The organism is Levilactobacillus fujinensis (assembly GCF_003946335.1).
In the GTDB taxonomy this organism is placed as follows: Bacteria; Bacillota; Bacilli; order Lactobacillales; family Lactobacillaceae; genus Levilactobacillus; species Levilactobacillus fujinensis.
The window spans coordinates 21,419-33,550 of record NZ_RHNX01000025.1 but is presented as its reverse complement, the minus strand read 5'-3'; the positions used below and the strand labels follow the sequence as shown (position 1 = coordinate 33,550).

The 12,132-nt window shown below is 47.1% G+C and carries 13 protein-coding genes; all 13 read right to left on the bottom strand.

The annotated features are described in order from the left end of the window. Nucleotides 1–4: 4 nt before the first annotated feature. The 13 genes from uvrB to pstB (EKM89_RS09480) all read right to left on the bottom strand — a co-directional run bounded on the left by uvrB (nucleotide 5) and on the right by pstB (EKM89_RS09480) (nucleotide 12,116). Nucleotides 5–2,011 (bottom strand): excinuclease ABC subunit UvrB, encoded by a 2,007-nt coding sequence (uvrB, locus tag EKM89_RS09540; protein ID WP_125688006.1) that lies wholly within the window; start codon nucleotides 2,009–2,011, stop codon nucleotides 5–7. A gap of 390 nt (nucleotides 2,012–2,401) precedes the next feature. Continuing rightward, nucleotides 2,402–2,929: an acetyltransferase gene (locus tag EKM89_RS09535; RefSeq protein ID WP_125688004.1), complete on the bottom strand. Its 528-nt coding sequence runs from the start codon at nucleotides 2,927–2,929 to the stop codon at nucleotides 2,402–2,404. Continuing rightward, nucleotides 2,926–3,573, bottom strand: coding sequence for a YfbR-like 5'-deoxynucleotidase (locus tag EKM89_RS09530; protein ID WP_125688038.1), 648 nt, complete (start codon nucleotides 3,571–3,573; stop codon nucleotides 2,926–2,928). Before EKM89_RS09530 ends, EKM89_RS09535 begins: the two co-directional genes overlap by 4 nt. 287 nt (nucleotides 3,574–3,860) lie before the next feature. After that, complete coding sequence (trxB, locus tag EKM89_RS09525) at nucleotides 3,861–4,802, bottom strand: thioredoxin-disulfide reductase (protein WP_125688002.1); 942 nt, start codon at nucleotides 4,800–4,802, stop codon at nucleotides 3,861–3,863. A 65-nt stretch (nucleotides 4,803–4,867) separates the two neighbouring features. Further along, nucleotides 4,868–5,779, bottom strand: coding sequence for a UTP--glucose-1-phosphate uridylyltransferase GalU (gene galU, locus EKM89_RS09520; RefSeq protein WP_125688000.1), 912 nt, complete (start codon nucleotides 5,777–5,779; stop codon nucleotides 4,868–4,870). 35 nt (nucleotides 5,780–5,814) lie between these two features. Beyond that, nucleotides 5,815–6,828, bottom strand: a complete 1,014-nt coding sequence (locus EKM89_RS09515) for an NAD(P)H-dependent glycerol-3-phosphate dehydrogenase (protein ID WP_125687998.1) — start codon at nucleotides 6,826–6,828, stop codon at nucleotides 5,815–5,817. A gap of 15 nt (nucleotides 6,829–6,843) precedes the next feature. Then, entirely contained in the window at nucleotides 6,844–7,707 is an 864-nt protein-coding gene (gene lgt, locus EKM89_RS09510; protein WP_125687996.1) for a prolipoprotein diacylglyceryl transferase, read from the bottom strand. 3 nt (nucleotides 7,708–7,710) lie between these two features. Continuing rightward, nucleotides 7,711–8,646 (bottom strand): HPr(Ser) kinase/phosphatase, encoded by a 936-nt coding sequence (hprK, locus tag EKM89_RS09505; protein WP_125687994.1) that lies wholly within the window; start codon nucleotides 8,644–8,646, stop codon nucleotides 7,711–7,713. 90 nt (nucleotides 8,647–8,736) lie between these two features. Continuing rightward, nucleotides 8,737–9,108, bottom strand: coding sequence for a phage holin family protein (locus tag EKM89_RS09500; protein WP_125687992.1), 372 nt, complete (start codon nucleotides 9,106–9,108; stop codon nucleotides 8,737–8,739). Between the two features lies 1 nt (nucleotide 9,109). Next, nucleotides 9,110–9,445 carry a PspC domain-containing protein gene (locus tag EKM89_RS09495; protein WP_125687990.1) on the bottom strand — a complete coding sequence of 112 codons (336 nt, stop codon included), beginning with the start codon at nucleotides 9,443–9,445 and terminating at the stop codon, nucleotides 9,110–9,112. A gap of 418 nt (nucleotides 9,446–9,863) precedes the next feature. Continuing rightward, entirely contained in the window at nucleotides 9,864–10,541 is a 678-nt protein-coding gene (phoU, locus tag EKM89_RS09490) for a phosphate signaling complex protein PhoU (RefSeq protein WP_125687988.1), read from the bottom strand. A gap of 11 nt (nucleotides 10,542–10,552) precedes the next feature. Then, nucleotides 10,553–11,311, bottom strand: a complete 759-nt coding sequence (gene pstB, locus EKM89_RS09485; RefSeq protein WP_125687986.1) for a phosphate ABC transporter ATP-binding protein PstB — start codon at nucleotides 11,309–11,311, stop codon at nucleotides 10,553–10,555. 16 nt (nucleotides 11,312–11,327) lie between these two features. Then, entirely contained in the window at nucleotides 11,328–12,116 is a 789-nt protein-coding gene (gene pstB / locus EKM89_RS09480) for a phosphate ABC transporter ATP-binding protein PstB (RefSeq protein ID WP_191988761.1), read from the bottom strand. Nucleotides 12,117–12,132: the final 16 nt, after the last annotated feature.

Here is a 12,132-nt window from a genome sequence, read left to right as displayed (position 1 = left end):
TAACCTAGTCCCCGATTTCAGTCTTCATATCCATGATCGTATCCCGTAAGGACGCCGCTTGTTCGAAGTCAAGCTTCTTAGCTGCTGCGCGCATTTCGTCTTCCAATCGGGAAATTAATTTCTCTTGGTCTGCCTTAGTCATATCTTCAAAATCACTCGCAACGAAATCATCTTTTTCGTCACTATTATCGTTTTTCTTCGTAACGGCAATCAAATCACGAATTGGTTTAATAATCGTTGTTGGGGTAATTCCATGCTTCTTGTTGTAGTCGATCTGTACCTGACGCCGCCGTGCCGTCTCATCAATGGCGGCTTGCATGGAGGCCGTCACAGAATCGGCATACATGATAACCGACCCATGAGAATTCCGTGCTGCCCGACCAATAGTTTGAATCAGAGAGCGCTCGTTACGCAGGAAGCCTTCCTTATCGGCATCCAAAATGGCCACTAAGGAAACTTCTGGAATATCGATTCCTTCACGCAACAGATTGATGCCGACCAAGACATCATACTTCCCTAACCGTAAGTCTCGCATGATCTCGGTCCGTTCAAGCGTCTTGATATCTGAGTGTAGATAAGCCACTTTAATGCCGAGGTCTTTCAGATAGTCCGTTAAGTCCTCCGCCATCTTTTTGGTCAACGTTGTCACAAATGTGCGCTCATTCTTATCGACCCGGGCGTTGATTTCACCAACTAAGTCATCCATTTGTCCCATAATTGGTCGAACCTCAATCGTGGGATCCAACAACCCAGTTGGCCGAATAATCTGTTGAACGACGTGATCTGTCTGTTCAGACTCGTATGGACCAGGCGTCGCAGACATGTAAATAACTTGATTAATATGCTGCTCGACCTCATTGAGTTTCAATGGACGGTTATCCAGTGCACTGGGCAACCGGAAACCATAGTCGACCAACTGTTGCTTGCGGGCACGGTCGCCATTGTACATCCCCCGAACTTGGGGCATGGTCACGTGAGATTCATCGACGACCATTAAAAAATCCTTCGGGAAGAAGTCTAGCAACGTGTAAGGCGGTTCACCGGCTTTACGGCCGTCCATCCACCGCGAGTAGTTTTCAATACCGCTGGTGTAACCCATTTCACGCATCATTTCCAAGTCATAGGTGGTCCGTTGCTTGAGACGTTGGGCTTCCAGTAACTTCCCCCCGCCTTCTAATTCAGCAACCCGGTCCTTCAGCTCACCCTCGATGCCAGTCGTGGCCTTCGCCATAACATCGTCATTGGTCATAAAGTGGGTCGCCGGAAAGATAGCCACGTGTTCGCGATCGCCAACAATTTCACCAGTCAAGGAATCTACTTCACGAATTCGATCGATTTCGTCACCAAAAAACTCGACCCGTAACGCCCGGTCGTCCCGTGAGGCTGGGAAAATTTCGACAACGTCACCGTGGACTCGGAACCGGCCCCGCTGAAAGTCATAATCATTGCGTTCAAATTGAATGTTGACCAATTTACGTAACAGTGCGTCACGTTCGAGTTCTTGACCGACACGGAGGGAGACCACGTGATTCTTATATTCAGTTGGATCCCCTAAACCAAAAATGGAGGAAACAGAGGCGACCACAATGACATCGTTTCTTTCTAACAATGAACTCGTTGCCGAGTGCCGCAGCTTATCGATCTCATCGTTGATTGACGAGTCCTTTTCAATATAAGTATCACTCGATGGCACGTACGCTTCCGGTTGGTAATAATCATAGTAACTCACAAAATATTCCACCGCGTTATTCGGAAAGAATTGTTTAAACTCCCCATAAAGCTGCCCAGCCAAAGTCTTATTATGGGAAAGCACCAATGTGGGCTTATTGACGTTCTTAATGACGTTAGAAATGGTAAACGTCTTCCCAGTCCCAGTTGCTCCTAACAAAATCTGTGCCTTCTCACCATCGTTTAGCCCCTTTGTCAGCTGTGCAATGGCGTTCGGTTGGTCCCCCGTTGGCTGATAATCCGACACAAGGTCAAATTTACGGTCTGTTTGCCGATCAATCATAAATGGATAACCTCCTTACCCGTTTTAATTACTATTTATTTTACCGTTTATTGTCTGCAGGTTGAAAATTCAAATGTTCATGTTACTGCGACAGTAAGAGTTTCGCCACTAAATGAGTTGAAGCAGTCGCACTTTGGCGGCCAGGGATTCCACTTGCTGTGGCTAACGCCTGAGCCCATATTTGCCGGTCGGTAAGGCGATGACTAGCCAATGTTGCTTAATTTTAGTCTCAGTCTAGCTGTTACGACAGTCATACTGAGTGTTTTAGAACTTTCAACCTTCGTCCGGTAAATTAACTTTTAATTTCAGCAGAAAAGATGGGAAACGGATCGTTTCCCATCACGCTAAATTATTCTACCATACCGAACATACTTTCGCTAGTTTGGCGTCCTATCGATCAAACTTGTCTTGGTAAATGGTCACGTTGGCAACCCGTTCGCCCCGAACAACCGAGGTCGTTTGAACGGCCGTCAACCCAAGGTCGTCCCAGAACCGTTTCATTTGACGATCACCCATGAAGACACTGAGCTGTAATTGAACGGCATCCGCTGCCCGTAACGTCTTGACTAGGCTCCAGTAATAATCGGCTGACTTGGCCGTACTCAGCTGCTTAGCCGGTAGCCACATGCCCAACCAAACCAGACTAGGCAGTGGGTAGTCAATAATCAAGTCGACCAAGACGACGAGTTCATCGTCCTCAAAAACGCCTAAGTAAGCCTTCTGGTCTACCTGTGCATTCAAAGGGATATCCGTCACGTCTTGAATGGCCTCTTGGCGGGTCACGGGATGATCTTGAAAATGGTCAAAATAATCCGGATGGGCCGCCTGAAAATGATAAATCAGGTCGTCATCCGCGTGAGTCAACGGTCGAACCGTTGCTCCTGATAGGTTCTGGTTCCACACTTCGGCTAGCTTCATGCCTGCTCCTCCTGTTGCTGTAAAAGTTCATCCGTCAACTGTGCCAATTTTTGTCGATCGCTGAAGTCTGCTGCCAACATTTCTGGTAGCACTTCGGCTAAGAAGTACTTCACGCAATCCAACCGCTTAAACGTTAAAATCGTGCTCAAGCTTTCCCGGTAAATTTCTGTGTAAACGGGTTCCGGATTGCCCTTTTGGATTTCACCAAATGACTCATAGAGTAAGTCGACCTTGTCAGCCACGGAAAGAATTTGACCTTCCAGGGTATCATCCTTGCCCTCACCTAATCGCCGCGTATATGCCGCTTGAAATTGCTTAGGAATTTCATTTTCAATGAAGTTCGCAGTCAACGACGTTTCGACGTCGGCCAACATATGACGTAGTTGCGGCGTGGCGTACTTAACTGGCGTCTTGATATCACCGATAAACCGCTCCGTATAGTCGTGGTTCAACGCCTTTTCGTAGACCAACCGCCAGTTAACGGCATGACCGGCTTGTTCCTCAACGTCGCCTAGAAACTGGGCAACTTCAGCGACCTTAAATGAATGCGCCGCCACAGAATGCTGCTCAAACTTAAAGTAACCCGGTGCTCGATTGATTGTTTCCAGGTCACTCAAACTTTGTAAAAACTGATTCATCCCCATACTGCTGCCAACTCCCTTGATTTTTTTGAATTCCCTTTCGATTGTAGATTTCTTGATGCGTATCACCACGGAGCCAACCGCCGTGCGGCCAACCTCCAACAATTTAATTGTCACCATTCTCCCTAATCAAGTAACACGTCTCAATTATTCTTCAACCGGCAGAATTCGTACTTAAAACAAAAATCGACTTCGCCAAAATTCATTTTAATACCAAACATTGTAGTCCCTTTTCGCGTAACAAAAAAGCGGAAACATCCCTGAATGGTTGTCTCCGCTAAGTTTAACATTTATTTTGTTGCAGCTGCTTGTGACTTTAAAGTTTCCAGGTAACTGAAAGCTTCTTGGCCAGCAATCCCGCCGTCACCAACAGCCGTTGTGATCTGTCGGAGCGTCTTTTCACGCACATCGCCAATAGCAAAGATACCAGGAACAGCTGTCTGCATCAACTCATTCGTTGTGATCCAACCGGCATCGTTTGTGATGCCCAGGCCCTTGAAGGCGGCAGTCATTGGTAAGTTCCCCACGTAAATGAAGACCCCACTAACAGCTTTTTCACCAGTTTCGCCGGTCTGGTTGTTCTTAGTTGCCACGCCGGTTACCTTCATGTCGTCACCCAACACTTCAGTAACACTCGTGTTCCAAACAAATTCGATCTTCTCATTGGCAAAAGCCCGATCCTGGATAACCTTTTGTGCCCGTAGCTTATCACGACGAACAAAAACAGTTACTTTGGATGCTAGACCAGCCAGGTAGATACTCTCTTCAACAGCGGAATCGCCACCACCAATGACGGCAACTTCGCGATTCTTAAAGAACGCACCATCGCAGACTGCGCAGTAAGAGACACCTCGGCCACCAAATTGATCTTCACCGGGAACCCCCAGCTTCTTATATTCGGAACCCGTGGCCACGATGACTGCCTTCGCAGAATAGTCACCATCGTCGGTCTTCACGACTTTATGATCGCCCTGATCTTCGATAGATTCTACACTACCATAAGCAAATTCGGCGCCAAATTGCGTCGAGCCATCGTACATATCCTTTGCCAAGTCTGGTCCTAAGACCGACTTGAACCCCGGATAGTTTTCGATTGCTGCTGTGTTGTTCATTTGACCGCCATAGATTCCACGGTCCAACATCAAGACAGATAAGTTGGCCCGTGAGGCGTACAGTGCCCCGGTCATACCGCCGGGACCCGCACCAATCACAATGACATCATAGTTTTTCAACGTTAACGCTCCCTTCTGCTCTTAAGCCATGGTGCTACTCTACTATTAAAAAGTAAGTTTGTCACCTACTTTGACTTGACTGACTTCGCTTTCTCTTCGTCTTTAGTTAAACGCGTGTTCAGTTCCTTAATATAAGCGCGCAGTTGGTCCTTTGTTTCTGGATGGTTCAATCCATATTCAATGTTTGTCTTGAGCCAACCAAACTTATTTCCAACATCAAACCGCTTCCCTGTATACTCGTGGGCAAAGACTCGTTGTGTCTTGTTTAAGTTGTCAATGGCATCGGTCAGTTGAAGCTCATTGCCCAATCCAATTGGTGTATTTTCCAAAGCTTCAAAGATTTCTGGGGTAAATAAGTACCGACCAATAATGGCCAGGTCACTAGGTGCTTCATCAGGTTGTGGCTTTTCAACGAAGTTCGTGACGTTGTACAGACCTGGTGCCGTCTCTTCAGAGGGATTAATCACACCATACTTAGCAGTATCCTTGTGTGGCACCCGCATAACGGCTAACGTTGACGCCCCCGTTTCGTTGTACCGGTCGATCAATTGCTTGGTCAAGGGCACCTTACTATCGGTCATGTCGTCACCCAACATCACCACGAAAGGTTCATCACCAATAAATGCCTTGGCCGTCAAAACGGCATCACCCAAGCCACGTGGATAAGGTTGCCGAATAAAGTACAAGTTCATCCCTGTCGTCTCTTGAACCTGACGGAGCATTTCGTCCTTGTGCTTAGCCGCTAAGTTAGCTTCCAGTTCAGGGTTAGAGTCGAAGTGGTCTTCAATGGATCGCTTAGACTTCCCATCAACAATGACAATGTCTTCAATACCGGATCTGCGGGCTTCTTCAACGATAAATTGAATCGTTGGCTTGTCCACAATCGGTAACATTTCCTTAGCTAACGCCTTAGTGGCTGGTAAAAATCGGGTACCCAGACCCGCGGCTGGAATGACTGCTTTTCTGACTTTTCTCATAATAAAAATATCCTTTCCCGTATCCCCAGAACTTTTTAGAATTCAGACCGACCTTCACGTTGCATGAGGTCAGAGATTGCTTGACGAATGTCCTTACCCTTATAAATCACTTGGTAAATGGCTTCCGTAATTGGCATGGAAACGCCCCGTTCCTGGGACAATTCGTAAGCGGCCTTAGTCGTGGCCAAACCTTCGATTACCATTCCCATGTGGTTGATAACGTCATCCAAGGCCTCCCCCCGGCCTAATTCGTCACCAGCCCGCCAATTACGTGAGTTGGAGCTGGTTGCCGTCACAATGACGTCCCCAACCCCAGACAACCCAATAAAAGTCATTGGGTCGGCACCAAACGAGGTTCCTAGCCGAGAAATTTCAGCTAGGCCTCGTGTCATCAGGGCGGCCTTGGCATTATCGCCATAGCCTAAACCATGTAACGCACCGGCACCTAAAGCAATAATATTCTTCAGTGCGGCGCCAATTTCGACCCCGATGACGTCCGAGTTGGTGTAAACCCGGAAGTAAGATGTCATGAACAACTTTTGCGTGTACTTGGCAGCATCTGGACTTTCACTAGCCGCCGTGATCAACGTAATATCCTTACGGGCAACGTCCTCTGCATGGCTTGGGCCAGACAAGACAGTCACGGATTTCCGATTAGTTGCTGGAATCTCTTCCGCTAAAATCTGTGAGATCCGTTTGTAAGTTTTTTGTTCGATCCCTTTGCTAGCATGAATCAGTTGGGGCTGTAAGCCCGTCTTTTGCAAAATCTCACTGACTTGTCCGGCAACGGCACGAACCGCCTTAGTTGGCACGACGAACAAAATAGCGTCAACGTCAACCAACGCACTCGCTAAATCGGAGTAGGCCACTAACGAGGGAGAAAAGGTAAAATCCTTAATGTAATGCGAATTCGTGTGCTGCGTGTTGAGCTCCTCAACTTGCTTAGGATTGTACGACCACAGACGAACATCGTGACCATTTCCATCCAAGACATTCGCTAAGATTGATCCCCATGAACCGGCACCGAGTACTGCAATTTTCTCTGACATAGTAATGGATTCTCCTTATTTAGAAAGATTAGTTCGTTCACGAAACGGGGTACCATCCAGGTAATCCGGTGGTGTAACATTTTCCCGCCGCCGATAGATCCAGATAATCAACGCCCCGATAAACAAGACGACCGAAAGTAACTGTGAGATGCGGATGATCCCGAATAGCATCAAGCTATCCGTCCGCATACCTTCGATAAAGAAACGTCCCAGTGAATACCAAAGCACATAACTCAAGAAGACCTCACCCTGTTTAAAGAGGCCTGGGTAGTGTCGTAAACTCATCAGAACGATGAAACCCAACAGATCCCAAGTCGATTCATACAGGAACGTCGGCTGACGGTAAGCCCCATCGATGAACATCTGATTGAGGACAAACTGTGGTAAATGCAGGCCCTGTAGAAAGGGCAAACTGGTAATTCGCCCAAAGGCTTCCTGATTCATAAAGTTTCCCCAGCGGCCAATAGCTTGCCCCAGAATTACCGTGGGTGCTGCCACGTCGAGCATTAACCAAACTGGAATAAACCTTGACCGACAAAAGAAGAAGACGACCAGTCCGGCACCAATCAACGAACCATATATCGCAATCCCCCCGTCCCAGATGGCGATAATTTCGCCTGGGTGGTGCTGATAATATGACCATTGAAAGACCACATAATAGAGTCGTGCCGCAATCAAAGCTGCTGGCAACGCCCACAAAATCATGTCGTAAATGTCGTCGGGGTCGATTCCCCGTAGACGACCCTCGCGAACGGCCAAAGTGACCGCCAAAACAACGCCGGAAGCAATAATGATCCCGTACCAGTGAACCGCGATGGGTCCTAAACGAAAGGCGATGGGATTCAACGCCGCAATGATTGGTGAGAAGATAACGCCCATCTCCTATTCCTTTTTCGAGTTTTGCTTGATCAATCGGTTCAAATTATCATCAAAGACCTTCGTCGCATCGTATCCCATTGAACGGGCCCGGAAGTTCATGGCAGCGGCTTCAATGATAATTGCCAAGTTACGACCCGTTTTTACCGGAATCGTAATCTTTGGAACCACCACATCAAAGAACCGTTGAGACTCTGTGTCGTTACCGAGACGATCGAAGTGGTTATCATCGTGCCAAAGTTCAAGGTGAACAATGAGATCGATGTCCGTTTCGCTTCGGACCGCACCAGCCCCAAACAAGTTCATAACATCAATAATACCGATTCCACGAATTTCTAGCAAGTGACTCAGAATAGCTGGCGCTGCACCTACTAGAGTTTGTTCGTCTTGTTGGTAAACTTCCACGCGGTCATCAGCAATCAGCCGGTGCCCCCGTTTAACCAATTCTAGAGCGGTTTCACTTTTACCCACACCAGAGTCCCCAGTAATCATGACCCCCACCCCGTAGATATCGACTAAAACACCATGAACAGACTGGCGTTCAGCCAATTTACCTTCGAGAAAATTGGTCATATTACTGAGAACTCGCGAGGTGGTCAGCTTCGTCCCTAAAATGGGAATACCAGCCTCCTGCGCGGACTGCTTCAATTCCTCTGGTGGATCAAGTTGTGTAGACACCACAAAAGCCGGCGTTTCTGGCTGACACATTTTGCGCATAACGTCGAGCAATTGTTCATGGGACATGCCCTTAGCAAAGGATGTTTCCGTGATTCCTAAGAGTTGAATCCGTTTTGCTGGATAATAGTTAAAATACCCGGTTAATTCCAAACCAGGTCGTGAAATATCGCTAGTTGTAATCTTGCGTTCCAAGTCATCTTCGCCGGAGTAGACATCTAACCGGTTAGCTTTGACAAGTTCGGCCACTGTGACGCTTTCTGGCATTGGGCGCTCCTCCTTACTGCATCGTAAAACTACCTTTAATTTTAGCACTTTAACGGGGGAACTCCTATCAAATTTCTTTGAGTTCGTCAGTTAATCGTGCGCATAATGATCACTGATAATTGCGTTGAAAATTGACATCACGATAGCAATAATCAGCGTGGTTCCAAATGAGGTAAACGTGAAGCTACTTCCCACAAACCAAGATGTCAATTCCAGCATAATCGCGTTGATCACGACGCTGAATAAACCCAGAGTCAGAATGGTAATCGGCAGTGAGAGCACAAACAGAATTGGCTTGACCACTGCATTTAGCAGTGCCAGTACGAAACTGGCCAGTAAGGCAATGCCAATACTCGACACGTAAAATGAATGTTGAAATGTCCCCGCCAATGAGCTCTGGAAGAACCCAGCCAACGCCAGAAAAATCACTGCGTTTACTAAAATTCGACTCCAAAAGCGCATCCTACTCACCGTCCTTATGTTGGTTCTTTACGTCTTGTTCCGTGACGTCGTGAATCACCTTACGACCCGAATTCTGAGGCTCAGATGACCCGTTACGGAAAAGATTGCCGAGGTTTGGACCAACTGGTCGAGAATCATCTAACGGCATAAAGGACATCACAATCACATAGAGTAAGAGGCCTAATACCCCGTGCGTTGGCAATGCTAGAGAAATCAAAACATAGATAATTCGTAAAAGATTGGCGTTCCAACCAAAATATTCAGCAATACCGCCCAACACCCCACCGACTAAACGGTTAGTGCGGGAACGAACAAAGCGTTTTTTGTTACCTGCCATCAGCGGACACTCCTTTTTTAAGACAGTTTTTAAGACAAGTTTGGAAACAAGGTTGGCGTCACCGGATCGCACTACGGATCAGGTTGATCCTGGCTATAACAACGTTAAGGTCGTCCGCAATTACCATATGACACCTGCGAATTACCATGTAACGACATGATGAATACTTGTTACGCCAAATTTCCAGAGAACACTCGTGGAAGGCGAAAGCCACCGCCGCTGTGTTGCGGACCCGTTAAGGAAAAGTTACCAACCTTGTATCAGTTATTATATACGATACTAATTAAGCTTGTCATTTAATATCCCGGGTTTCTTACTGAGCCCATACTTGACCGGCTTATGGCAAGAATAACGAAGACGGCCACTGAAAGCAAGTCTTCAATGGCCGTCTTGGAAAATCTTCAATTTAGATTAACGTTTAGCCCTCGCCGTCTTGACTAGCCGAGTTCAATTCGATGATTTGCCCCGACTTCAGGTAAACGATCCATTCACAGACGTTCGTCACGTAATCACCGATACGACTGAGATCCTGAGCAACGTTGAGATAAATGGACGCCCCCGTTTCAAAAGCCGGATCTAAGCGCATCTGTTCGTAGCTATCGGCGCGGACTTGATGGTTCAATTGATCTAGCTTCCGGTCGACCGCTGCCAGTTTGCGTGCTTCTTCTTCGTCCTTATTTACGTACGCTGTCAAAACATCCTTGACCATCTGCGTCGTCAGCTGACCCATCTGGCCCAACAATTGTTCCAACACCGGAATCTTTTGCTTGCTACCAAACTTGATTGTCGCGTGCGCAATGTTACGGGCGTGATCTCCCGCACGCTCTAATTCCGAAACTGCCTTTAAAATCGTAACAATTTCTCGCAGGTCAGTCGTCACTGGTTGGTATAACGCAATCATTTCAAACGTTTTTTTCTCTAACGCAATTTCCCGCTCGTTAATTTGGTGATCCTGGTCAATGATCCGTTGTGCGGCCACCGCATCACGATTCGTAAAAGAATCTGCGGCCTGTTGAATGACCTCGCTAACCAACATCCCCATTTCAGTGAAATCTGCGTCTAATTCTGCTAATTCATCATCAAATAATCTTCTCATAGCCTGCCTCCTTACCCAAAACGACCACTAATGTAGTCTTCCGTCTGTTTCTTCGCTGGATTCATGAAAATGTTCTTAGTTTGGTCCACTTCCACCAACTCACCGTTCATGAAGAACGCGGTCCGATCCGCAATCCGTGAAGCCTGCTGGAGGTTATGGGTTACAATAATAATCGTATAATCGTGACGTAAATTCAAGAGAGTTGCTTCAATTTGGCTACTGGACACTGGATCCAAAGCACTAGTTGGTTCATCTAACAGGATAATCTCTGGCGAAACTGCCAATACCCGTGCAATGCAGACCCGCTGTTGTTGCCCACCAGACAAGGCTAGCGCGCTTTCGTGCAAATGATCTTTGACTTCATCCCATACAGCCGCTTGCCGCAACGATTTTTCAACGACCGCATCCAATTTCTCCTTGTCCTTTTCACCGGCAATTCGTAGACCGTAGATTACGTTGTCGTAAATGGAGAAGGGAAATGGATTAGGTTGTTGGAAAACCATCCCGATTTCCTTACGAATCTCCACGGTGTCCGCGTTAGGGGCGTACAAATTTTCCCCTTTAAAGGTAATGGTCCCGGTAATCGTTACATTTGGAATTAAATCGTTCATCCGATTCAATGTCCGTAAATACGTGGATTTTCCACAACCAGATGGCCCAATCAGTGCCGTAATTCCCTTAGCGTCAAAATTCAGGTTGATGCCCTTTAAAGCTTCCTTTTCCCCATAATACAGATGAAGATCCTGGGTCGTTAAAATTTCCTTACTCATTTTTTTCTTCCTCCTCTTAGCCGAAGTTCCCCGAAACATAATCACTTGTAACCTGAACCTGCGGATTCGTAAATATTTGGCTCGTGGTGTCATACTCTAGCACCCGTCCCTGATTAAAAAATGCCGTATACTCACTGATTCGCGCAGCTTGTTGCATGTTGTGGGTCACAATGATAATTGTATAATGCTGCTTAAGATCCAACAAAGTATCTTCCAGCTGACTGGTTGACACGGGGTCTAAGGCACTCGCCGGTTCATCCAACAATAAAATGTCAGGTTTCACGGCAATAGCCCTAGCAATACACAACCGTTGCGCCTGTCCCCCAGACAAGGCTAATGCGCTCTTGTTCAAATCGTCTTTGACTTGATCCCAAAGCGCCGCTTGTTTGAGCGACGTCTCTACAACTTCATCTAACGCGTATTTGTCCGTGGTTCCCCGTAACCGCAGTGCAAACGCAATGTTGTCGTAGATCGATTTAGCAAACGGATTCGGTCGTTGAAAGACCATCCCCACGCGCCGCCGCATCTCGTAAACATCAATACCAGGTTGATTAATATCAACGCCCCGGTACATGATTTTTCCAGTCACGGTAGCAATTCGGTCATTCATTCGATTCAACGACCGCAAGTACGTGGATTTTCCCGAACCAGAGGGGCCAATCAACGCGGTAATCTGGTTGCTACCAAATTGCAAATCACCTTCGAACAACGCTTCTTTTTTTCCATAGAAGACGTGAAGGTCCTCCGTCGACAAAATGATAGGATGACCCGCCTCATGGGGTTGCACCACGTGGCGTTCTTGCATAGTTGTTGCCTTAGTC